The sequence below is a fragment of the Luteolibacter flavescens genome (assembly GCF_025950085.1).
Taxonomy (GTDB): Bacteria; Verrucomicrobiota; Verrucomicrobiia; order Verrucomicrobiales; family Akkermansiaceae; genus Haloferula; species Haloferula flavescens.
The window spans coordinates 401,371-425,030 of sequence record NZ_JAPDDS010000003.1; the positions used below are offsets into that span (position 1 = coordinate 401,371).

General features: G+C 64.2%; 20 protein-coding genes. 10 read left to right on the forward strand and 10 right to left on the reverse strand.

Going from position 1 to position 23,660, the window contains the following annotated elements; all coding sequences use genetic code 11:
- Nucleotides 1-50: 50 nt before the first annotated feature.
- Nucleotides 51-1,490, forward strand: a complete 1,440-nt coding sequence (locus OKA04_RS07580; protein ID WP_264500544.1) for an SGNH/GDSL hydrolase family protein — start codon at nt 51-53, stop codon at nt 1,488-1,490.
- On the opposite strand, the gene OKA04_RS07585 is transcribed toward OKA04_RS07580, so the two are convergent.
- Nucleotides 1,487-2,227: a hypothetical protein gene (locus OKA04_RS07585; protein ID WP_264500545.1), complete on the reverse strand. Its 741-nt coding sequence runs from the start codon at nt 2,225-2,227 to the stop codon at nt 1,487-1,489. The two genes, OKA04_RS07580 and OKA04_RS07585, sit on opposite strands and share 4 nt — an antisense overlap.
- Nucleotides 2,228-2,399: 172 nt before the next feature.
- Here OKA04_RS07585 and OKA04_RS07590 point away from each other — a divergent pair, with 172 nt between their 5' ends.
- From OKA04_RS07590 to creC, 4 genes are all read left to right on the forward strand, one after another.
- Nucleotides 2,400-3,791, forward strand: a complete 1,392-nt coding sequence (locus OKA04_RS07590; protein ID WP_264500546.1) for an ethanolamine ammonia-lyase subunit EutB — start codon at nt 2,400-2,402, stop codon at nt 3,789-3,791.
- Entirely contained in the window at nt 3,788-4,540 is a 753-nt protein-coding gene (gene eutC / locus OKA04_RS07595) for an ethanolamine ammonia-lyase subunit EutC (RefSeq protein WP_264500547.1), read from the forward strand. Before OKA04_RS07590 ends, eutC begins: the two co-directional genes overlap by 4 nt.
- An 82-nt stretch (nt 4,541-4,622) precedes the next feature.
- A complete protein-coding gene (creB, locus tag OKA04_RS07600) occupies nt 4,623-5,318 on the forward strand; it encodes a two-component system response regulator CreB (RefSeq protein ID WP_264500548.1) in 696 nt (231 codons plus the stop codon).
- A 90-nt stretch (nt 5,319-5,408) separates the two neighbouring features.
- Nucleotides 5,409-6,836, forward strand: a complete 1,428-nt coding sequence (creC, locus tag OKA04_RS07605) for a two-component system sensor histidine kinase CreC (RefSeq protein WP_264500549.1) — start codon at nt 5,409-5,411, stop codon at nt 6,834-6,836.
- A gap of 10 nt (nt 6,837-6,846) precedes the next feature.
- Here creC and OKA04_RS07610 read toward each other — a convergent pair whose 3' ends face one another.
- From OKA04_RS07610 to OKA04_RS07645, 8 genes are all read right to left on the reverse strand, one after another.
- Entirely contained in the window at nt 6,847-8,274 is a 1,428-nt protein-coding gene (locus OKA04_RS07610) for a sulfatase family protein (RefSeq protein WP_264500550.1), read from the reverse strand.
- Between the two features lie 60 nt (nt 8,275-8,334).
- Entirely contained in the window at nt 8,335-12,336 is a 4,002-nt protein-coding gene (locus OKA04_RS07615; RefSeq protein WP_264500551.1) for a hypothetical protein, read from the reverse strand.
- A 221-nt stretch (nt 12,337-12,557) separates the two neighbouring features.
- Entirely contained in the window at nt 12,558-13,262 is a 705-nt protein-coding gene (locus tag OKA04_RS07620; RefSeq protein ID WP_264500552.1) for a tetratricopeptide repeat protein, read from the reverse strand.
- A gap of 9 nt (nt 13,263-13,271) precedes the next feature.
- Complete coding sequence (locus tag OKA04_RS07625; protein ID WP_264500553.1) at nt 13,272-14,303, reverse strand: vWA domain-containing protein; 1,032 nt, start codon at nt 14,301-14,303, stop codon at nt 13,272-13,274.
- Between the two features lie 412 nt (nt 14,304-14,715).
- Nucleotides 14,716-15,630 (reverse strand): vWA domain-containing protein, encoded by a 915-nt coding sequence (locus OKA04_RS07630; protein WP_264500554.1) that lies wholly within the window; start codon nt 15,628-15,630, stop codon nt 14,716-14,718.
- A 24-nt stretch (nt 15,631-15,654) separates the two neighbouring features.
- Nucleotides 15,655-16,437 (reverse strand): hypothetical protein, encoded by a 783-nt coding sequence (locus tag OKA04_RS07635; protein WP_264500555.1) that lies wholly within the window; start codon nt 16,435-16,437, stop codon nt 15,655-15,657.
- Entirely contained in the window at nt 16,434-17,297 is an 864-nt protein-coding gene (locus tag OKA04_RS07640) for a DUF58 domain-containing protein (protein ID WP_264500556.1), read from the reverse strand. Before OKA04_RS07640 ends, OKA04_RS07635 begins: the two co-directional genes overlap by 4 nt.
- Nucleotides 17,298-17,299: 2 nt before the next feature.
- The gene (locus OKA04_RS07645) at nt 17,300-18,292 is read right to left on the reverse strand and encodes an AAA family ATPase (RefSeq protein WP_264500557.1); all 993 of its coding nucleotides are present in this window, start codon (nt 18,290-18,292) and stop codon (nt 17,300-17,302) included.
- 160 nt (nt 18,293-18,452) lie between these two features.
- Between OKA04_RS07645 and OKA04_RS07650 the strand changes: the two genes are divergently transcribed.
- Both OKA04_RS07650 and OKA04_RS07655 read left to right on the forward strand, forming a co-directional pair.
- Nucleotides 18,453-18,677: a hypothetical protein gene (locus OKA04_RS07650; protein WP_264500558.1), complete on the forward strand. Its 225-nt coding sequence runs from the start codon at nt 18,453-18,455 to the stop codon at nt 18,675-18,677.
- Between the two features lie 129 nt (nt 18,678-18,806).
- Nucleotides 18,807-19,232 carry a hypothetical protein gene (locus OKA04_RS07655; protein ID WP_264500559.1) on the forward strand — a complete coding sequence of 142 codons (426 nt, stop codon included), beginning with the start codon at nt 18,807-18,809 and terminating at the stop codon, nt 19,230-19,232.
- Nucleotides 19,233-19,237: 5 nt separating this feature from the next.
- On the opposite strand, the gene folP is transcribed toward OKA04_RS07655, so the two are convergent.
- Nucleotides 19,238-20,098, reverse strand: a complete 861-nt coding sequence (gene folP, locus OKA04_RS07660) for a dihydropteroate synthase (protein WP_264500560.1) — start codon at nt 20,096-20,098, stop codon at nt 19,238-19,240.
- A gap of 170 nt (nt 20,099-20,268) precedes the next feature.
- Here folP and OKA04_RS07665 point away from each other — a divergent pair, with 170 nt between their 5' ends.
- The 3 genes from OKA04_RS07665 (at nt 20,269) to OKA04_RS07675 (ending at nt 23,640) form a co-directional block, all read left to right on the forward strand.
- Complete coding sequence (locus OKA04_RS07665) at nt 20,269-21,165, forward strand: sugar phosphate isomerase/epimerase family protein (RefSeq protein ID WP_264500561.1); 897 nt, start codon at nt 20,269-20,271, stop codon at nt 21,163-21,165.
- Nucleotides 21,166-21,206: 41 nt separating this feature from the next.
- Nucleotides 21,207-22,331 (forward strand): Gfo/Idh/MocA family protein, encoded by a 1,125-nt coding sequence (locus OKA04_RS07670; RefSeq protein WP_264500562.1) that lies wholly within the window; start codon nt 21,207-21,209, stop codon nt 22,329-22,331.
- 415 nt (nt 22,332-22,746) lie between these two features.
- The gene (locus tag OKA04_RS07675; protein ID WP_264500563.1) at nt 22,747-23,640 is read left to right on the forward strand and encodes a hypothetical protein; all 894 of its coding nucleotides are present in this window, start codon (nt 22,747-22,749) and stop codon (nt 23,638-23,640) included.
- Nucleotides 23,641-23,660: the final 20 nt, after the last annotated feature.

Sequence of the window (23,660 nt, forward strand, 5' to 3'; positions counted from 1 at the left end):
GGAGATCTCCCGGATCGACTTTGCGGGGGCCGACCACTATCGCTCATGCGATGAAGGTCGCCCCCGCTTTTCTTGCCACTGTGTTCTTGTTCCATGCCGCTCCGTTGGAAGGTGCCGAGCAGATCGTGACCCTCGGTGACTCGCTGACCTTCGCCTACGAGGCATCGTTTGCCTTCGAGAAGAAGATCCTGGGAACCACCTATGGAGACGGCTTTGGCCCGCAAGTCCGCAATTGGGTCGAGATATTGAGTTCAAATACCTATCGAAAGAATCATTTTGACCTCGGGGCTAGAGACTCAATATCGCTCCTAGTCGGCGGTTCGCTCTACTTCCGCCAAAAGCACAACTGGGCCATCCCCGGTCTCAAAGTCGATCAGCTCCGCCGCTTCGTCAGCGGCGACGCCACGGTCACCGATCTCCTCGCGGAGGACCCGGACTTCGCGAGCTTGAGCCTGGCGCTGAGTTTTTCGGACTTCAACGAGAACACCGATTTCAACGTCACCGATCTGGAAGCACAGATCGCCAATACCGCCGAACGTCTCACCTTCTTCATCGGCGGGAACGACATCAATGGCGTCTATGGTACCATCTACAATGGCGGCTCGCCCGGGACCTTCGTCGATGACTTCATCGCGGACTCCGCCTTCATCCTCGACTGGGTGCTCGATATCAATCCGGGCATTCAGATCGTGGTGGTGAATGTCCCGCACGTGGGCATCACCCCGGATGTGAAGGCGAGCTACCCCACGCATGCGACGAAGACGCCGCTCGTGACGAACGTGCTGGCTGATCTTAACGCACGCCTCGCCGGTCTCGCAGCCGAGCGTGGACTCGGCTATGCCGATATTTTCACCCCCACCCTGCCCCTGCTGGGCACGGCACCATTTTGCATTCAAGGCCTGCCCTTCACGAATTCTGGATCCACGACGGGCGATCTGAACTACGTATGGCTGAATGGCCCGGTGAGCGCGAACTTCCACCCGAACACGAATGCACAGGCAGTCATCGCGAACACCATCGTCGATGCCTTCAACCGTCACTACGGCACGGGCATCGCACCCCTGACTGCCACGGAGATTCTCGGCGGCCTGCTTGGCAAATCGGCAACCGCCATCGACATGACCTACACCACGTGGATCTCGAATTACGGGCTGCCCGCCGCATCCTCCGATGCAGACTCGGACGGCGATGGCATCGCAAATGGCGTGGAATTCGCGCTCGGACTCGATCCCACCTTCCACGACTCGTGGAAGGTCAGCACGCGGATCGTGAATGGATCGGGCGGCAAGGAACTGGAGCTCGCCTATCCCGTGCGGCTCACCTCTACGTCCCGCTTCACCCTGCGTCCGGCGGCAGCGGTCGGCTCGCTCGACACATTCGTCCCCTTCACCGTCCCGCCGGCTCCGGGTGTGGATGGCGTTGCGAGGGCCCGCATCTCGGCCAGCGGACCGCGTGCTTTCCTGAGACTTCAGGCTGACATCGCCAACTAACGCTTCAGCGCGTCACTCCAGTCGATCTCGCGCTCCAGGTATTCCACATACCGGCGGCGGGCAGCGGGCCAGCGTTTTTCCTCCGGCCAGGCCGCATCCGATTTGTCGGCTTCGGCGCGCTTGGCATTCTCCGCCTCCGCTTGCAGGCGGATGAGTTCTTGGTGCCATGGTTCCGTGACCTTCTCCAGCTTCCTCCACAGGTGATCGTCCATGCCAAACCACTGCCGACGAACCTCCGTCAGTTTTTCCGTCAAAGCTTGAGACTCCGCGTTGAAACGATCACTCAGATCCCCGCAGGCATTCCGCTTCGCATGATAAGCGACCATCGCATCGTAGGCCGGCCCTTCTCCAAGGGGCAGATTCTTCATCGCAGCTTGGAGCTTCTCGTCAGCCTTGCGGATGTCTTCATCGGTCGTCCTCGCTCTGGCTGATTCGGCCTTGAGCGCGATTCTTTTAGCACCCTTTTCGAGCCGGGCTTGCTCGCACTCGAAGGCATAGGTGCCAAACTCCTTGATAAGTCTGGTCCAAGTCTCCGCGTCCTGCCTGCGTAACTCGAACATCAACCGGGTCATCTCAAGCTCAGCCACGCGCACCTCATCGGCAGCAGCCCACTCCGTCTCGAATCTCTCGAACCGGTGCCGTGAAAGCTCCCTGAATTGGGCCACCATCCGATTGGCGATGTCGACTGGATCAGGAGCTACCGCCACGGCTTTCTCCTGACCGGACTCCTGGGCCATCACGCTCCCCGTGGCCCCGCAACACGCGGCGATCACCCCGGCAAGAGCCGATCTGCCTGAAAACACCAGGCTCCTGATTCGCGGGACATTCGATCTCATCTGCTACTCCGATCATCGCAGCCAAAGATTCGCCGTCACCTCAAAAAGGCGCGTGACCTGCTAGCGACACCGCATGCCATGGAGCACCACCATCGCCGGCCGCCGCCATGGCTTCGCCGACCTGCGCGCCTTGCTGGCGAAGGCGACACCACTGCGCTCCGGCGACATGCTCGCGGGCCTAGCCGCCACCTCCGCGGAGGAGCGGGTGGCCGCCCAGCATCTCCTCGCAGACCTTCCCCTCTCGCATTTCCTCACGGACCTCCTCGTCCCGTATGAAGACGATGAGGTCACGCGCTTGATCCATGATCGTCACGATGCCTCGGCCTTCGCTCCCGTCGCCGGACTCACGGTCGGCGAATTCCGCGACTGGCTGCTCGACTACGAAACGGACACGATCACGCTCACCGCCCTCGCCCCCGGGCTCACGCCCGAGATGGTCGCAGCAGTCAGCAAGATCATGGCGAATCAGGACCTGATCCTCGTCGCTTCGAAGTGCGAGGTCGTGACCCGCTTCCGCAATACCCTCGGACTCCGGGGCAGGCTCTCCGTGCGACTCCAGCCGAATCACCCCACGGACGACATGCGGGGAATCGCCGCCTCCATGCTCGATGGCCTGCTATTAGGCTGCGGTGACGCGGTGATCGGGATCAATCCCGCCACCGACCAGGTCTCCACCACCTGCGCCCTGCTCGAGATGATGGACGGCCTGATCTCGCGATATGAGATCCCCACCCAATCCTGCGTGCTTGCCCACGTGACGACGCAGATCCGCGCCATGGAGCAAGGCGCGCCGGTCGATCTCGTCTTCCAATCCATCGCCGGATCGCAATCGGCGAATGCCAGCTTTGGCATCGATCTCGCGCTGCTCCGTGAAGCAAGGGAAGCAGCGCTTTCACTGAAGCGTGGCACGCTCGGAAGCAACGTGATGTACTTCGAAACGGGCCAAGGCAGCGCCCTATCGGCGGATGCCCATCACGGCATCGACCAGCAGACCATGGAGGCACGCGCCTATGCCGTGGCGCGCGAGTTTTCCCCGCTGCTCGTGAATACGGTCGTCGGCTTCATCGGTCCCGAGTATCTCTACGATGGCAAGCAGATCACCCGCGCAGGCCTGGAGGATCACTTCTGCGGGAAGCTGCTCGGCCTGCCGATGGGGTGCGATGTCTGCTACACAAATCACGCCGAAGCGGACCAGGACGACATGGACAACCTGCTCACGCTGCTGGGCGTCGCCGGGTGCAACTACATCATGGGTGTGCCCGGCTCGGATGACATCATGCTCGGCTACCAATCAACCTCCTTTCATGACGCCCACTACCTGCGCCAGGTGCTCGGGAAGAAGCCTGCGCCGGAATTCGAAGCGTGGCTGGAAAGAAGCGGCATCGCCGACCGGCGTGGTCGCTTGAGAAAGGATGCCCGCGCGCTCATCGACGCACCCGCCGCTCTCGGCCTCCTCACCCCATGAGTGACGACATCCATCCGCTGAAGCACTGGACGAGCGCCCGCGTCGGGAACGGCCGCGCCGGCGGCTCATTGCCGCATGGCGAACTGCTGCGCTTCCGCCTGGATCATGCGAAGGCCCGCGATGCCGTGCATGCCTGCTTTGACCCCGCATCGCTTGCGGCGGAACTGGAACCTCTGGGGCTTCCGGTCATCCTTGCACATTCGCAGGCCGGTGATCGCGCGACCTATCTCCAGCGCCCGGATCTGGGGAGGAGACTCTCCCCTGAGAGCGCCGGAAAGCTTGCCGCGCACCACGGCGATCACGACCTCGTCATCATCCTAGCCGACGGCCTGTCAGCGACCGCCGCGCATCGGCAGGGGCCGCCTTTGCTCGGAGCACTGCTCCCGCTGTTAGAGAGTTGGGCGCTCGCTCCGCTGGTCATCGTGCCCTTCGCCCGAGTCGCCCTGCAGGATGAGATCGGCCACGCGCTCGGGGCCCGTGCGGCACTCATCCTGCTCGGCGAGAGGCCCGGCCTCGGCTCGCCCGATAGCCTCGGTGCCTACCTCGTTCATTCACCGCGGTCCGGGAATACGGATGCGCGTCGGAATTGCGTCTCGAACATCCGTCCGGAGGGCCTGCCCCCAGCCGCGGCGGCTCGCCGGATCGCATGGCTGTTGCACGAGTCCCGGAGGCTTGGTTTCAGCGGAGTGGACCTCAAGGATACGAGCGAGTCGGCGATTTCAGGGGAGGTCAACGGGGCCATCGGTTAGATTTCCCGGCTGGCCACGATTTCATCTTTTCTTCACAGTTGGACCACGATCCGGGCTTATCCGGTGCCGTATCTTCCAACCCATGAACGTCCTGCTCGTCGAAGACGAACCCGCCATCGCAGACACCCTCGTCTATGCGCTGAAAACCGAGTGCTTCGAGGTGCATCACGCGCTCACCGGGCAGGAGGCGCTCGATGCTTTCGAGAGCCAGCCCTTCGACTTCGCCATCCTCGATATCGGCCTGCCGGACATGACCGGTCTGGACGTGTGCAAGAAGCTCCGCGAAACCTCCACCGTCCCCGTGCTCTTCCTCACCGCCCGCGATGGCGAGGTGGATCGCATTCTCGGCCTGGAACTCGGCGGCGACGACTATGTCACGAAGCCCTTCAGCCCGCGCGAGATCGTCGCCCGCATCCGCGCGATCCTGCGGCGGTCGCAGACTGCCACCGCGGCTCCCGCTCCCTTGAAGCAACCCGAAGCTACGCCCGCCGGGGTGCTGCATCACGACTCTGCCGCCATGCGCATCCACTGCCACGGCAGCGAGCTCGACCTGACCGCCCACGAATACAAGCTGCTGCTCGTCTTCATGAAGAACCCGCGCCGCGTGCTGAGCCGGGACCAGCTCCTCGACCACGCCTGGGCCGATCCCGGTGCCGTGACCGACCGCACCATTGATGCCCACATCAAGTCCATCCGAGCCAAGCTCCGCACCGCCAAGGCCGGCTCCGAGGACCTGATCCAGACCCGCCGCGGGCTGGGCTATCTATTCGTGCCGTGAGAAGAGATGCTCCGACTTCGATGAAGTAGTTGAGGCTTCCCGCTCTCTTTGGAACTTGGCACTTCGTCCTTGGCCATTTGACTTCCCTCCATGCGCCTCACCCGCGTCACGCTGTTCTTCATCGCCCTCATCATCGGCACCGGTCTCTACCTGCTGATGCGCCAGCAGCTCTCGGTCGTGGAGCCGCAGACGTACCAGGCGACGGAGGAGCTGATGGTGGATGCAGCGCAGATGCTGGCCGCTTTCGTCGAGGAGGACCTGGAGGATGGCAACTTCGACAAGGACCACTTCCACAGAGCCTTCGACGGTGCGGAGGCGCGGAAATTCAAGGCGCTGATCCACGGGCACCTGAAGGATCACATGGGCCTCGGGGCCTACGTCACCGATGCCAGCGGGCTCTGCATCTTCGACTCGCGGGACCGGCTGGAGGGCACCTATCTCGGACACAAGCGGGACGTGGCTCTCACCCTTCAGGGAAAGTACGGCGCGCGCAGTAGCAGGACGGACGAGAACAATGCGAACTCCTCCGTCCTCCACGTGGGGGCGCTCATCGGACCGGTGGAGAAGCCCTTCGGCATGCTCACCGTGTACAAGCCGCAGGCGGACGTGCTGCCGATCGTGGACGCCCGGCGGCGCGGCATCTACTGGGGCACCGGGCTCATCGGCGCGGGGATCTTCTTCCTCGTGACTGCGGTCTTCATCTGGCAGTACCGGCCGGTCAGCCTGCTCACGGAATACGCCCGCGAGATCGAATCTGGCAAGCGTCCCCCGCTGCCGAAGCTGGGCGCGGGCAAGGAAGTGAACACGCTGGCCCGCGCGCTGGAGTCCATGCGCGAAGCACTCGAGGGCCGCCGCTACGCCGAACGCTACGTCCAGACGCTGACCCATGAAATGAAGAGCCCGCTGGCCGCCATCCGAGGAGCCGCGGAGCTGCTGGACGAGGACATGCCGGAGGCCGACCGCAGGCGCTTCCTGGAGAACATCCGTGCCGAATCCGGCCGTGCCGAGCGACTGCTCAACCGACTACTCGAACTCTCCGCCCTTGAGGGACGCAGCAGCCTGGAGGAAACGGAGGCCGTCGATCTGGAACTCATCGTCGCCCGCGCGATCGACCAGGCCAAGGCACCGGCAAGCATGGCCAGGGTGACGCTCGCCCCGTCTCTACCCAGCAGCACCGTGAAAGTCCGCGGCGACGCCTTCATCCTGCGCTCCGCCGTCACGAACCTGCTGGAGAATGCCATCGATTTCTCCCCGGCCGGAGCTACGGTGGATATCGTACTTGAGCCGGACGGCGGCATCATCGTCTCGGACCGCGGCCCGGGAATCCCAGACTACGCCCGGGAAAAAATCTTCGAGCGCTTCTACTCGCTGAAGCACCACTCCTCCGGCCGCAAGGGCACCGGGCTGGGCCTCACGCTGGTGAAGGAAGCCGCCGAACTCCATGGCGGCTCGATTTCCCTCGATGATCGCGAAGGCGGCGGGACAGTCGCGAAGCTGCTCTTGCCCGTGGTTTCGTAGGCGGGAGCGATCAGTCCCAGAAGGTTCCCTCCTTCGAAAGCGATGCTTCGAAGGTATCCACCACGCTCTTCAATTCACCGATCTTTGCGCTGTTCCCGGCGGCTTGATCGATGCGCTCGGAGGGATCTTGTTCGACATTGAAAAGCAGCGGACTGGCGACGGAAGTAGTGAAGCCGTAGTTGTTTCCTGTCTGCGAATAGAGCCGGGTGTGGAGCTTCCACGGCCCCTTGCGCACGGCGCAGATCGCATTCGTGGAATCGCCGGTGTAGACGAACGAGAAGTCCGGCACCATGCCGGGGAAGAGCGATGCATTGAGCGCGGGGCGGATGCCCCGGCCATCCAGCGTGCGTCCGGCGGGCAGGGCTTGCCCGGCCAGGGCGAAGACCGTGGGCAGCACATCCAGTGTCGAGGCGGGATCGCGGACAACCGTCGCAGCCGGGATCGTGCCGGGCCACCACCACACGCCGGGCACCCGCACGCCGCCTTCCCAGGTCGAGCCCTTGCCATCGCGGAAGGGCAAGGCGGAGCCGATCAGCAGGCGCGCCTCACCATACTGCTCGTGGCTTGCGGTGTCCTGAAAGCGGATCCAAGGGCCATTGTCCGACGTGAAGATGACGAGCGTGTTTTGCGCGATCCCCTCCTCTTCCAGCGCGGCACGGATGCGCCCGAGATGGTGGTCGATCTCCTCGATGCAGTCACCGTAGAGACCGCGGCGCGACTTCCCCTTGAAGGCATCCGGCACATGGACCGCGAGGTGCGGCATGTTTGGCGCGAGGTAGATGAAGAAAGGCTCGTCCTTCTTCTCGCGGATGAAGCCGATGGCGGCATCGGCATAGCGACCGGTGAGGCCTTCCATCACCGGGATATTCGCCGCGATGCTCCGCGCAATGATCTCATAGCCCGCCACCGGTTGATTCACCGCGGACGGCCCTTTCATGAGATGGGAGGCGGGATTGTAGTCGTGGGAGAGATTCGTGCCGAGCCAGCGGTCGAAGCCATGGGCGAGCGGCAGGGAGTCGACGGTGTTCCCATTGGCACCGTTAGGCGTTCCGAGATGCCACTTGCCGAAGAGACCCGTCGCATAGCCGCGCTGCTTCAGGCCCTCTGCGATGGTGACCTCATCCGGGTGAAGGTGGCGCTGGTCAGCCGGGCCCAGCACCCACTTGCCAAATCCTGAGCGGCGCGGATTCCTCCCGGTCAGCAGGCCGTAACGCGACGCCGAGCAAGCGGGCGACGCACTGTAGAACTGCGGGAAATTCGCCCCCTCGCGGACCATCCGCGTGAGATTCGGCGTATCGACCGTGGGATTCCCCGTGTGCGAGAAGTCACCGTACCCGGCGTCATCCAGCAGGATGACGATCACGTTCGGCTTCTCCAGCGGAGGGCGCGCGCTGGCCGTGGCGGCCAACGCGCTGAAGAGCAGGCACAGGAATTTCATGCGAACAGGCGAACCCGTCCTACGTCAAACCCATCTGCAATTGATCGGAAAAACGCCAGATCACGCCGTCTGCCAGCGCTTCGCGATGGACTCGAGCTGCATCGTGTCTTCCGGAGTATCGGCGCGGCCGAAGTGCTTCGCTTCGAGTTCGACGATCTCCTTCTCGATCTCGCGCTTCATCATCGGCGTGGTGCCTGCGCGCTGCTGGAGGCGGCGCAGGTAGCCGATAACGCTGACGACATTCATCTGCGCGGGCAGCGGTGCCAGCTCCGGGCCGTCGTGATGCGGGGCCTTGCGGCGCTTCGCAGTGCCCAGCACCGCGGCGGCGATCACGGCGAGGGCCATGAGCCCGCCGAGGACCATGGTCTCGCTCCCACCGGCGGAACCGCCGAGCTCGACCCGCTCGCCCACCGGCTGCAGATCGACATCGACGTAGCGCTGACGGGTCAGACCGTCTTCCTTCGCAAGCTCCTGCTTCACCGTCGGGAATTCGAACGAGGCAGGCAGGCTGCCACCTTCCGGCTTCAGCTCGATCCGCCACTCGTGTTCGGAGATCGGGGCAAAGTCATCCGCGGCGGCATCCATCTCCACAACCCGCAGGCCGCGGTCCTCGATATTGCCAACCTCAAAACCGTCGTAGGTCTCCGACATCAGCTCGCCAAGTGGCGGGATGAGGCCGTGCGCGGTGGCCTTCACCTCAAGGAAGAGGCTGCCCTTTTCCGCATGGCTGCGCTCGTCGAGCGTCTGCGTCACCTTCAGGTCGCGGAAGGGCCGCGGCTCGGACTTGCCGGCGTCGATCAGGACCTCCGCCGAAGTCACCGGCAGCACGACGTAGCCGGACGTGTCATTGAAATCGAGGTCCAGCTTGAGGGGCGGCACCTTGTCCACCTGCGGGCCTTTCGGCTTCAGCATGAAGTAGGCATACGGCGTGTAGCGCCAGCCGAACTTCGGATCGGTCTGCGACTCCACCTTGTCCGTGTGGAAGGTGAGCGAAACGACCTCGAAGTGCTCCTCCAGCGCGGCGCGTGCCGCCTTCTCGAACTTGTCGCGGTAGTCCTCGGTCGGGCGGCCGAAGTTCCACGCATACTGCATCGAATTCTGGTTCTGCAGGTACTTCTGGAAGCCGCCGGCCTCGCGCTCGATCTCACGCGTGTGGCGCAGGTTCACGCGCAGGCCGAATGCCTGATCCGTGCCCACGCGATCCGAGCCGTCCACCGTGGCGTCGAGCTGGATCTCCGTGATGAGGTCGCGGTAATAGGCGAGCACGTCGCTCGCATCGCGCATCGCCGGATGGTCGCCGATCACGGCACCCGCAGCTTCCAGATAGCGGAGCTTCAGGTCCGGCGCGACGTTGGCGAGGCGGTTGTTGATCGTGGTGGCAAAGGACTTCAGGTGGCGCGCCTTCGTGTCGCCGGGCAGCGAATCGAGCGCCTGCTTGATCTTCGCATACTCCTCGGGAGTCGCGACGTGGTTGCTCTTCAGCGCCTCCAGCGAAGGCGAGCCCAGTGCGGCGTAAAACCACGTCTCAAAGATCGCGCTGGTCTCGTCCGAGGGATCCTCCAGCGGCAGCGAGGCCGCGTATTCCCCGGCGGCGGCGGCGAGCATGTCGAGCGACGCGCGCTTCGTCTTGCTGTGCTCGTGATTGCCCTCAAGCGAGCTGCGGTAGTTGCTCTCCTCGAAGCGCAGGCCGGCAAGCTGCTCCTCCAGGCGCCACGCTTGGGCGGGCTTCTTCAGCAGCGCGCGCTCCAGCACGCCCTGCGCCGCCTTGTAGCCGGTGAAGATCTGCTCCTGCAGTTCCTTGTCCTTGCGCTTCGTCTGGAAGGCCTGCTGCACCTTCGGATTCGGCCAGAGACCGGCGAGGTTCAGCCGCATCTTGCCCACCAGCGTGGCGAGGGTGTCGGAGTCGAGCACGTCGGTCGCGCCGAAGACGGACTCGACCGCCTCGACACGCCACACCTCTGCCTGGCTGTGGCAGGAGATGAAGGCATTCGCGAACTCGGTGTGGAAGCTTTCGCCAAGGTCCAGCTCGCTCACGCCCTTCACCAGCGCGGCCAGCTCGACCAAATTGCGCTCCTGCTTCGAACGCGTCAGCGGGATCGCTCCCGACTGGTTGTTGAAGCCGTAGAAATACATGTACTGCGAACGATAGTTCTGCCCTTCGTTCGGGTTGTTATTCTCGGTCCAGACCTTGATCGTCTCGCGGACCAGCGCCTTCGCCTGCTCCTTGTCGGTGGCGGCGAGTGTCTTGATCACCGGCAGCGCCTGGTTCTCCTCCTTCACCTTCAGGTGCAGGCGGGCGGCGGCGAGGAGGCATTCGTTCCGCGACGAGCTCTGGATCGAAGCGAGCCACTTCTCGTCGGGCTTGCACTCCAGCAATTCACCCGCGCCGATGGGACGGACGCCGGGGCCCTGGAAGCCGGTATTCGGGCGGCTGTAGAAGAGATTCCCCCACTCGTCATACTGCGGGACCATGCGGCGGGTATTGCTCTGGTCCTTCACCTGGGTGACGCCGGCCTCGTAGGCCCACTGCTCGGCGTAGATGGTGAAGATGCCGGACCATGCTGCGGGATCGACGTCCTTGGTCGCGAGGATCGTCGTCACCGCGGCGTGCTGCAGCTTGAGCTGCTCGAGGCGGAGCGTCTGATCGGGATTCTCGCGGGTCTGCGCGGTGAGGGTGCCGAGCGTGGCGAGCAGCTCGACGCCTTCGCCCTGCGGGTTCTTGAAGGTCTTTTCAAGCCACAGCTTGCCGGTGTCATCGCCGAGCTGCGGGATCAGCGAAAGCGCGCGGAAAAGCGCCTCGGCCTTGGCGGGTGCCGGTGCCTTGGCGTCCGTGAGGAAGGAAGTGGAAAGCTCCCAGGCGAGGGGCAGCGCGTCCTTGCCCGCGTCCTTCTTGTCGAGCTGGTAGAGATCGGCGCGATGGCGCGCGATCAGGTTGAGGGCGGCGTAGTCCTTCTTCTCCTTCGCGGTGGCGAGGTCGGGCAGGAACGGCGTGGCGTCCTTTACGAAACCCGCCTCCATCAGGAACTCTGCGGCACGCTGGCGCGACGCGGGGTCCTCACCTCCGAAGTGCTGGATGCCCTTGGCCAGCGCATCGAAGAATTCCTTCGGCGGGCGCGGGTCCTTCGGCAGCATCTTGGCGAGACCCTTGATCTGTGCCTTTTGCGGCGGCTTCGGGGCAGCGGCGGCGAGGCCTAGCAGGTCATCGGTCGAGAGCAGGGCCGGCTGCGTGTGCGGCTTCGCACCGCGGGCGATGAGGTCCGGCGTCGGCTGGACCGGCGACGGCGCGGAAAGCCTCGCGACGACATTTTGATAAGCCTCTGCGGAAAGCTGCGGCGGGAGACCGGCGAGGAATGCCTTCACCTTGTCCCAACGACCGAGCACCACATCGCGGCGGAAAACGGCGGCGTCCTTGCGGAATTGCTCAAGCTCCGCCTGTGCCTTTGCGGCATCCGGAGATGGCTTCTGCGGAGCCGGAGGCGCGACCGGGGCCGGGGCGACTTCGGGAGCGGGAACCACTGCACCTTCCACACCCGGAGCGCCTTCCGGAGTCATGCCGCCCTCGGGCGTGGCGGGCACACCCTCCACTGCGGGAGCGGCAGGCGGGGCCACCGGCGGAGCGGGCGGAGCGACCGGGGCAGGAGGCGCGGGTGGGGCCGGATGTGCAGGCTGTGGATTCTTTGCAGCGGCGGCTTCGCGGGCTTCCTCCATGCGGGTGGCGAGGATGCCTGCTGGGCTGCGGTCAAACTGGAGCTCGCGGAGGATTCCCGCCTTCTGCTGCTCGACGGTCGGAGCAGGGCGGTTCTTGCTCTGCTCGATCATCTGCCGGAGGCGATTGAAATCGACATCGCCACCCTCCGCCCCGCCTGCCGCAAGCGCGGCCATGGCACCCGCCGGAGGCAGCATGCCCTCGGCAGGCTCGCCGTCCTGGACTTCAATGACCATCGGCTGACCGGGAACTCCCCCGATGACCGCACCACTCACCGCCCCTCCCTGGACGATGATCTGGGCGGAAAGCGGAACCGTAAGGGCGGCCAAGGTGATCAGGGCGGTGCGAGAGTACATGACGGGGCTTAAAAAGGGTGTTGCGGAAGCAAGGGCACGAAACAAAGGCGGGGGGAGACGACACTCCTGTCGTCAGAAGGCGGCAGTCCCGGAGAAACTCGCCGGGATGCCGCAAACACAATCGTCAAAGGGCAGAAGCAGGGACTGAGGCATGCGTCTCCAGTAGCTACCGCGGTGTCACCACCGCGCCTACGGAGAGATGCATGCCTCTGATTTCCAGCTCAGGAGCCCTGGCCATCCACCGGCGGACCGGAGCTGGCGCCGCGGGCGTCCTGCGGCTTCTTGTTACCGCTCTTGGGCGAGGGCTTGTTGCACTTGCCCGAGCTGCAGTTGCACTGCTTCGGGATGGCCTTGCCGTAGAGTTCTTCCGGCTCCATGCGGGCGAGGCGGATCGAGGCTTCAAGGTCGTCGGCGTGCTTCGCGGCAGCCTTTTCGTCGCCGGACTCGGTGGCGCGCTGGACGAGCAGCTTCTGCTCCTGGCGGGCGGCTTCGATTTCCGGCTCCCAATCGCTGTCCGGCAGGCCTTCCAGCTTCATGAGATAGGTCATGTAGAAGCGCGAGCTGGCCAGCGTCGCCAGAGTCTCGTCGCGCAGGCCGGCGTGGGCATTCGGGTCCTGGGCGAGTTCATCGGCCAGAGCAGCCAGCTCTTCGCGGGCCTTCGGCAGCTCGGCGGCCTCCATGCGGGCCTTTGCCAGCTCCAAGCGGATGCGGCGAGCGTCGGAGACATTCTCCTTCGGCAGCTTCGCGAGCGCTTGTTCGTAGGAGGAAATCGCACCCTTCCATTCGCTGGAAGCCGACTTCGACGTCGCGTTTCCGAGTGCTTCGGAGGCGGCATCGAGCTTCAGCCCGGCTTGGCCGGGACCGTAATGATAGGCGACGAGGCCCAGGGGAACCAGGCACCACAAAGTGAGAACGAGTATTTTCATGGCAGTCTGTTAAGTCGCGAGTTGATCGGATTTGTCAGGAAAAGGAAGCGAGGACTTCCGCGGATTTTGGAACCGGAGAGGGCCGGGATTCCAGCGGGACCCGGCGAAATGGAGCAGCAGAGGGAGTCCGGCAAGCAGGCTGGCGCCCATTGTGGTGAGAAAGATCGCCAATTCACGCTGGCCGGGCAGGCGGGCGATCCCGTCCATGGTGATGGTGCCGAGGCGCTCCAGCATCGCCGTGGGGACCAGCTTGGCATTCCCGTCGTGATACTCGCCGCCGAGGCGCGTGGCGATCTGGCGCAGGGTGGTGCCGTCCTGCCGGGAGTGGCGGCCGTCGATGAAGCTGCCCTTCAGCGGGTCCCCCACCCCGGCGACCAGCACGCCGCCGATGGAGGGCGGCATCTTTGGCATGCCGGTGGCAGGCACGGAATCGCCGTCGCTGATGAGAATGAGCGTGGCCGAACCGGCGGGCCACTTCGAGGCGATCTTGGCCGCTTCTTCCAAGCCGTCGAAGATCCGCGTCTGCCCGGACTGGAAGGCGTAGTGCATGGGCAGGTCGCCCATGATATTATGGATGATTTCCAGGTCACGCGTCTCCTCGACCACCGGCTTCGCGCCATTATAAACGGCGACGACGGTGGTGTGGAGCTTGTCGTGGGCGGAGCGGGCGATGACCGACTCCAGCACGGCGCGGGCGCGGTCCATGCGGCTTTCCTTCCCGCCTGCCCCGGCGTCGCGGAGGCGCATGCTGGGGGAGACATCGAGCACCAGCAGCAGGTGCTGGCGGTCCTTCACCTCGACGTCCTTCACCGAAGAACGATGGGCGACCGGCGGCAGCAGGAACAAGGTGGCCACGCCCCAGACGAGCATGCCGAGCGCCAAAACGCGGATGACCGGCGCAGCCTGACCGACCAGCGAGGCCCTTTTATCCGGACCGAAGGCAAGCGCCGCGACACTCCGGACGCGGCCCATGTGAATCCACTCCGCCCCCGTGGCGAGCACGACGGCGGCGACAGCCAGCAGCAGCGGGGTCTGGTTCAAGATGGCAGATGGTGGATGGAGGATGGCAGATGCGACGAAAATGCCCCGAGATTGGCGAGGGATGAGCCGATGATTTCAGCCCTGGAGGGGCCAGAGAAATTAGCCGGTGGCGTGAGCCACCGGGTCTCGGTCGAAGAAAATTGCCGCGTCCCGAAGGGTCGCCGGACGGAGAAACCTTGTAGCACGCCATCGTCGGATGAAACGTACGGTGGGGTTATTCCCACCCTTCCGGCACCCCGCCGGGGTGCATTCCGCTTTTCCGTGCCTTTCCGGTGGCTCACGCCACCGGCTAATCTCCCCCGCCCCGCCGGGGCGAAAGATGCACCGCCCGATGCGGACGGGATCACGCGATTCGCCGATGGCATCTTATCTGCCATCCACCATCCGCCATCCGCGATCTCTGGACTCGTCCTCACCATGGCGTGTGTCGCAATCCGAAGAGGGTAAGTAGATAAAGCGCCCCGATCCCGAGACCGGCGATGGCGAAGGGCTGGAAGTAATCCACAGGGTCCGGCGTGACGCGCTTGAGCGGCGCCTTTTCCATCTCGTCGATCCTTGAGAAGACGGCCTTCAAGCCATTCGGATCGCCCGCGGCAAAGATTTCTCCACCGGTGATCGAGGCGATCACGCCCACCTCGTCCGGCGCGCCGCCCTCGGCGACGTGGACGCCATAGACCTTGATATTGTTCGCCTTCAGGCTCTGCGCGATGGCGATGTCCTGGCCATTCATCAGGTCCGAGCTCATGCCATCGGTGAAGAGCACGATCATCCGGTCACCCGAGTCGCCGGCGAGCAGCGTCTTCTCCGCGGAACGCAGCGCCATGCCGATGCTGGTGCCGCCGAACCAACCCGGAAGCACATCCGGCCGCAGGAATGGCGGCGCGCACTTGAAGGCGGACACGTCATTCGTGAGCGGCACCCAGTTCAGCACCGCGCTGCCGAAGACCGTCAGGCCGAAGGCATCGCCCTTCCGGAAGGAGATGAAGTCATTCACCGCCTGCATCGCCGCGTCATAGCGTGTGCCGGACCCGAAGGGCGCCGTCATCGAGCCGGAGACATCGAGGCAGAAGAGGATATTCGTCATTTCCCGCTCGTTGCGCGGCTGCTCGAAGCGCCTCGGTCCGGCGAGGATCGCGATGGCGAGCATCAGCAGAAGCACCGGCAGCAGGTCGGCGGCCTTCAGCAGGATGGCGAGCATGCGCTCGCGCGGGATCGGCTGGTGGTCGAAGGGCAGTGGCACGCGGCGACCGCCACGCTTCCAGAGATACACCGCCAGCCCGACCGGCAGGACGAGCAGGGCTAGCAACCATGGATGGGCGAAGGTCATGGGAAAGACGGAAGACTGGGAGACTCAGGACGCAAGACTGGAGCCCGAGTAAGGGGCGAGGAGCTTTTCGATATCGGCGGTAGTCGTATGGCTGCTCGGGGCGTGCAGCCAGCGCTCCAGCGCGAGGACGAGCGGCGAGGCATCGGCGTCGGTGCGGAGCTTCACCATGGCCTCCGCGGGTGCGAGCGCGGCGATGTCCGGTCGGCTCTCGCGCCAGTGGCCGATGACGAGGCGCTCGAGCTTCGCGCGATCGTCGGAGGAAAGCTCGCCCTTTGCCGCGGCACCGACCAGAGGGCGGAGGCGCTCCGCGAGGGACGCGTGGGCATTCGCACCGTCATCTGCGGCGGCGGGCTTGCTCTTCTTCCACATCAGGATGCCGACGAAGCCCGCGATCCACAGCGAGACGAAGAGCATCATCTTCGTGCGGTAGCCGCCGAGTTCCGGCAGGCCGGCGGCCTCGTTTTTGTTCGGATGGACCAGCCCGTCGGGCAGGCCGGAAGTGATCTCCAGCGGAATGGCGGGCAGGGTGGTGCCCTCCGGCGCATCGAGGAATTCCGCGAGATTGTAGGTCCCGGCTTCAAGGCCCTGCACCTCGAAGTCGTAGCGCGAGCCATCCTTGGCGGGCTTCACCTCCAGCACGCGGACCATCAGCGGCGGCTTGCGGTCGCGGCGCGGCTTTGGCTTCACCTCGCCGCCGGGGATGTACACGTCGCTGATTTCCAGCGGCTGGCCGACGCGTTGGGTGGGAGTCTCCGCAAGCAGCGGGCTCGCGGCAAGCAACAGGGCGATGAGGGCGCGGCGAATCACTGGCGGCTGCGGCGGGATGCTCCCCCGCGCGAGCGGAGGAAGTGGCGGAGTTGGCCGAGGAAGGGCGTTCCCGGGCGGATGAGGAAATGATCGAGCGACGCCTTTTTCAGCGACTCGGTGAGCGCATCGGTCGTGGAGAGCAGGCGCTTGCCGTGCGTGAGCAGCTCGCGGCCGGACTCGACCTCGCGGCCACGGAAGAGGCCCGCGCCTTCTAGCTGGTCCTCGGCGGGATCGCGGAAGATCAGGCACAGGCAATCGTGTCGCGCGCCAATGAGCTTCATCGCGGCGAGTGCATCGGGATCGTGGAAATCGCTGAGCACGATCAGCATCGACCGCTGCGTCAAGGATGGCTCCAGCGAGAGCAGGCGCTGGCCGAGCGTGGTCGGCTCGTCAAAGCGGTAGTGCCGCAGCGCGTGGAGCCACTGGAGCAACACGTCGCGGGAAAGACTCGGCTGGATGACGAGGTCGCGGCCACCGGCACCGAGCACGCCCACCGGATTCACGTGATCCAGACATGCCAGCGCGATGCCACCGGCGACCTGCACGGCCAGCCCGTACTTCCCCGGCGGATGCGAGGCGATGGCCATCGAGGCGGAGGTGTCCACCACGAGCCACACCGGCATCTGCTTCGGCGTCTCGAATTGCTTCACGTGGTGCTTGCCCGTGCGGGCCGTCACCCGCCAGTCGATCGACTTCACCGGATCTCCCGGCTCGTAGCGGCGCGACTGCACGTATTCCAAGCCTTGGCCGAGGAACGGGCTGCGATCCGTGCCGTAGCTCAGGCTGTCTGCCAAGCGCTTCACCGCCACCAGGAACTGGCGGTGGTCGAGCGGATCGGCGTTGTGAAGCGTGGCTTGCATGCTCAGGAAACCGAGGCCTCGAGGATCTGGCGGAGCACATTCGCCCCGGTCTTGCCCTCGGCCAGCGCTTCGTAGGTTAGGCGGATGCGGTGCAGCATCACGTCCTCCGCCAGCGCGAAGAGATCCTCCGGCACCACGTAGTCGCGGCCATGCAGGAGCGCGCGGGCGCGGGACGCCTTGAGAATGGAAATGCCGGCGCGCGGCGAGCAGCCGACCTCGAGGTCCGGGTGCTTGCGGGTGCGCTCGATCACATCGACGACGTGCTTCAGGAAGACATCGCTGACGTGGATGTGGTTCGCCGCTTCCATCGCCGAGATCAGGTCGTTCTCGCTGCCGATGGCCTCCTCCTTGATCATGTCGAACTCGGTGCGAGCCACGGCACCGGAGCCCTCGCGCTTCACGCCGAGCTTCAGGTTCCGGCGAAGGATTTCCTCCTCCTCGACCGGCGTCGGGTAGCCGAGGCGGTGGCACATCATGAAGCGGTCGAGCTGCGCTTCCGGCAGCTCGAAGGTGCCGCTCTGCTCGATCGGGTTCTGCGTGGCGATCACCAGGAAGGGCGTCGGCAGCGAGTAGGATTGGCTGCCGATGGTTACCTTGCGCTCCTGCATCGCCTCGAGCAGGGCGCCCTGCACCTTTGGCGCGGCGCGGTTGATTTCGTCGGCCAGCAGCAGGTTCGTGAAGACGGGACCCTGGTGGGTGCGGAAGTTGCCGGTGCGCTCGTCGAGGATTTCCGAGCCGAGGATGTCCGAGGGCAGGAGGTCGATGGTGAACTGGATGCGGCGGAAATTCAGGTGCATCGCGCGGGCCAGCGTGTTCACCAGCAGCGTCTTCGCGAGGCCGGGCATGCCTTCTAACAAAAGGTGGCCGCTCGTCAGCAGGGCGATGAGCATGCGCTCCACCACCACGTCCTGGCCGACGACGATGGTGCCGACCCGCTCGCGGATCGCTTGGAGATATTGCGCGGTTTCTGAAATCGGGGTGTGGACGCTGCTCATGGCAATTTGCGTTGCAATCGACGACCTAACTCAGTGCCGCAGCGGCCCCCGTTTGTCTGTGAAAATCCAACGGATTTTCACCACGCGTATTTACGACGTTCCGACAGGGTAGGTCTCCTGCGTTCTTGCCGTGCGGAAAGAGCCCGGCTAGGTTCTGCGCATGTCTCAGGATACCAAGCCTCTCATCGCCGCTCGACGGGAAGGCTGGACTCTGGAAGTAGTGCAAAGCTTCGACGAAGCCGAGGCCAGCGAACGGGCGCGATGGCACGCGGCCACTCCGGAAGAGCGGTTCGAAGCCGCCGCACAGATCCGCTACATCGTCTATGGCAAAGCCGCAGCTACCGCCCGACTTCAGAGAGTTCTTGAAGTTGTTTCTGGAGCATGAGGTTCGCTTCCTCGTGATCGGTGATCTACCAGCGGACAAGCCTCGAGCTTCCTGTGAAGCCCTCGTGAAGAATTGCCGCGGAAATCGGTGGAAGTTGCCGGTCGCGGTGACGTCAGGCATGATCCACACATGGCCATCGTCTCCTTGGTGTTTGCGGTGATAGCACTCCTACTGATCGGCGTCGGGATCGCGCTGGGCCTCGTGGCCTGTGCCATCGCAGCAGTGCTCGTGGGCCTTGGCGTGATCTCATCATCCGTGCTCGCTGGGATCTACAGCGGACGGACCACGGATGGCATCCGGATTTTCCTACTTCAATGCGGGATCATCGCCGGAGTGCCGATGGGTGCCGCCTGCGCATGGGTGGCCACCCGCTTGATGGCGGAGCTACAAGCGAGTGCCGACCTGCCCGTGCTCGTCTTCGGCGCGCTCGGCGGTGCTCTGGCAGGGATCGTCGGTGCACTGGTGCTCGACCAAATCTCGCGACGCTTGCATGCGCGGGCTGCAGCCCGCTTTCCCGGCATGCTCGGGACCACGGGAAAAGCTGGAGGTGCCTGATCCCGTCACCCCAGCGCATCCAACGTTTTCACCGTCTGCCACGCGGCGCGCACGTCGTGAACGCGGAGCATCTGCGCGCCGCGGCGCATGGCTGCGGAGATGCATGCCACGGTGCCGGCATCGCGCTCCTTTGGTTCGGGAATTCCCAGCACCTCGCCGATCACCGTCTTGCGGCTCACCGGCACCAGCAAGGGACGGCCGAAGCGATGCAGGCGCTCCAGCTCGCGGAAGACCCGTAGGTTGTCCTCGCGCTGCTTCGCGAAGTCGATGCCCGGGTCGAGCACCAGCGCCTCAAGCGGCAGACCCGCATCCACGGCCATCGCGATCTTCTCCTCGAAGAAGCGCTCCATGGCCCCCATCACATCGTCCCATTGCTGATGGAAATGCGGGACTTTTGGCTCGCCGACGGAGTGCATGACGAGCAGCGACGCCCCTGCCCCGGCGCAGAGCCGCGCATTCCGGTCATCGGGTAGCGCGCCCATGTCATTCACGAGCTCCACGCCAAGCGGAAGCACGGCCTCCACTACCTCGGGCCGCCAGGTATTCGCGGAGAGGACGGGTGGCCACACCTGGGGGTCATCCTTTGGCACCGCCGCCGCAACTGTCTCCGGCCAGCGGGTGAGAAACTCCCGGAAGCGCCGCACCTCCTCCTCCACCGCGACCGCGGCGCGATTCGTCCGCGCGCTCTCCGCCCCCACGTCGATCACGTCCGCGCCCTCCTCCGCCTGGCGCTTCGCCTGCGCGAGCGCCGCCGCGATCTCCAGCGTGCCATCGCCGGAGAAGGAGTCGTCATTCACATTCACGATCCCCATGACCAGCGGGCGGCGGGGAAAAACGATGTCTCGGGCGGGCAGCTTCCAGATCACGGGACGACTTCAAGATTTCCGGTACAAAAATCCCAATCCGAAATCACGCTGCATCCCGCGCCCGCTGGCACTTTCCGGGAATCCGCTGTCACAGAAAATACGGAATCATACACACTCAAACCTGTTTCATCATAGCTCCTGACGGCGGCTCATTTAAGCTGACCCTCATCATGAGCGTCACTTTTGGAGCCAGCACCTGGCTGTGGACTTCGCCCTTCACCTCGGAGCACGGCGATCTTCTCCGCAGCATCGCGAAACTGGGATTCGACGCGGTCGAGCTTCCCATCGAGGACCCCGATCTGGTGGATGCGGCGGAGATCCGCCCCATCCTGGAGGAGACCGGCCTGACCCCGTATCTCTGCGGTGCCTTCGGCCCCGGGCGCGACCTGACGAATGCCGACTCCAGCGTGCGCGCGAATACCCGCGCCTACCTCTCCCGCCTGATGGATCTGGCCGAGGCGCTGGACATCCCCTTCATCGCCGGACCGATGTATGCGCAGGTCGGAAAGGCGCGCCAGCTTTCCCCGGACGATCGCCAGCGCGAGTGGGACCTGGCAGCGAGCGAACTCCGCACCGTGGCGAATGAAGCGGGCAACCGCGGCCTGAAGCTCGCGATCGAGGCGATCAACCGCTTCGAAAGCGATCTGGTCAATACCACCGCCGACACCATCCGGCTGATCCGCTCCATCGACCATCCCGCAGCGAAGGCGATGATCGATACCTTCCATATGACCATCGAGGAGTCGGACATCGGCGACGCCATCCGCCATGCGGGCGACGATCTGATCCACGTGCAGGTCAGTGAAAACCACCGCGGAGTCACCGGCACCGGCCTCACCCCGTGGCAGGACTTCCGCGATGCCCTGCGCGACATCCGCTACACCGGCGCGATCGTCATCGAGTCCTTCACGCCGGACAATCGCGACCTCGCAGGCGCGGTCTGCATCTGGAAGCGCTTCACCACCACGCAGGATGAATTCGCCGGGCGCGGCCTCGCCTTCATGCAGGATCTCTTCGACCGGCCGCTCCGCAGCCTGGAGGCCGCGATCTTGACCGCCTCCCACTGATACCGGATATCTTGGGACCCATTTCCTTTTCCTTTAAATCCATGAGTGACATCAACATCGCCATCGTCGGACTCGGGTTCGGCGCCGAATTCATCCCGATCTACCAGCGCCTGAAGGGCGTGAACATGTATGCCATCTGCCAGCGCACCCAGTCCAAGCTGGATGAAGTCGGCGACAAGTTCGGGATCGAAAAGCGCTACACCTCCTACGACGACCTGCTCGCCGATCCGGACGTCCACGCCGTCCACATCAACTCCCCCATCCCGGACCACGCCGAGCAATCCATCAAGGCGCTGAAGGCGGGCAAGCACGTCGCCTGCACCGTGCCGATGGCGACCAGTGTCGAGGACTGCAAGAAAATCGTCGATCTGGTTAAGGAGACCGGCCTGAAATACATGATGATGGAGACCGTGGTATATGCCCGCGAGTTCCTCTTCATGAAGGAGCTCTATGACAAGGGCGAGCTCGGCAAGATCCAGTTCATCAAGGCATCCCACCAGCAGGACATGGATGGCTGGCCGGGCTACTGGCCGGGCCTGCCGCCGATGCACTACGCCACCCACTGCGTGGGCCCGGCGCTCGGCCTGATGCGCTCCGAGGCGGAGTATGTGTCCTGCTTCGGCTCCGGCACCATCCGCGAGGAGATGCACGGCTGCTACGGCTCGCCCTTCGCCGTGGAGACCACCCACGTGAAATTCAAGGACAGCGATGTCTCCGCGCACATCTACCGCTCGCTCTTCGACGTGGCGCGGCAGTATCGCGAGTCCATCGAGGTCTATGGCTCGCAAAAGTCCGTCGAGTGGCCGCTGATCGAGCACAATCCGCTGGTGCTCCACACCGCGAAGCTGCCCGAGCCGGAGATCCCTTCGGAAGTCGAGAGCCCGGACTTCGCCCACTACCTGCCGGAGGAAATCCAGCTCTTCACGAAGGGCGGCGTCTACGGCGGCGACACCGGCGAGGACCACCTCTCCTTCACCCAGGGCGCGGGCCACGGCGGCAGCCACCCGCACCTCGTCCACCAGTTCGTGAAGATGCTCCAGACCGGCGAGGACGCGTATCCGAATGCCATCGAAAGCGCGAACATCACCTGCACCGGCATCCTCGCCCACGAGTCCGCGCTCAAGGGCGGCGAACTCATCCGCCTGCCGGAGTGGACGCACCGCTGAGCCGGAAGGGATAATTTCCAGGCAACGACCGCATCAGACAAAGGCACTCCGGAAACGGGGTGCCTTTTGTCTTTGTCGATGACGGTTTCCTCCGGCACAGACAAGTTGGACGCGCCATGGCATTCTTGCACCGGCACCTCGCCACTCTGGAATGCGCATCTCCGGCCCATCGATTCTCGTGGCAGCGGCATCATTCGCGGCCTTGTGGACCATGTCCAAATCGAGCCAGCCGGAGAAGGCTTCGCTCGCAAGTCCGGGATCTTCAGAGCAGGTCTCCAACTCAGGAAACTTCGGCAAGGATGAAGCCGCCGCTTGGCTTCGAAGGCAGATCCAGTTGTCGGCTGACTCGCGTTGGAAGTCGCCTAGAAAGGCGGCTCTTGCGAGAGCGTGCGCACAGACTACCACATCGGAGTGCATGGATCTCTTGGAGGAGATCGAGCAGCACTACAGAGACCCTTCCTTCGGCGGTTCCAACAAGCTCAGGCGTCACTTGATCCGACTCCAACCACTGCGGGATCTGCTGCTGGAGCAGGTCGCCCACGAAGAGCTGGAAACCTCCCTCAAGCGCTTCCCTTCCGGAGCCGAAGTCCTTCTGAGGGCATCCGCGAAGAAGAACGGGAAAGAAACATTGAAGGTCTGGAATCGGGTTCGTGATGAATGGCGGGAACTCGACCGGGATTCTCCGCCAATCAAATTTGAGTGGATCGAAGGAGTAGCCGGAGTGCCCACGATAGTCCGCGATGATGAACACTTCCCGGCTTGCGCCGCACTGGCCGAAGGCTGGGCCTCGACCGATCCGGAAGCAGCTTGGACAGCGGTCACAACCGGACGAATGAATGAACCTCCGGACTGCGACATCCTCAAGGGCTTCTTCGCCGGGCTGCCCCAAGACACCGACTGGTCAGCTTGGCCTTCTCGGTTGGAAGCCCTGCCGTGGAATAAACCTGATGACTTGTTTTTCGAGACGAGTTGCCGGGCTTTTGCGGCCCTCGCATTCGCGCAACGTTGGCTCCAATCAGACCCCGAAGCAGCCATGGCTTGGTTCGCGAAAGACAGGGCAACATGGGAGGAAGGGAACTGGGTCCGTATCCCTGTTTTCAAGCACGGGATCTTCGACAATGTTTACAGTCTCTCCGAACATGCGGCCTTGCTGGGAGAATGGATGAAGCAACAGCCAGAAACAGCATCGGCATGGCTTTCGCATGCCGATGAAATTCTCGCTCCAGAAGAAGTGCTTCGCGAAATCTCAATTGAAATGGAGATACCGGAGACTCTGAAAAAACAGATCGCGGAACGCTACGAGGAATGAGAACCGCCCCTCCCCTTTGC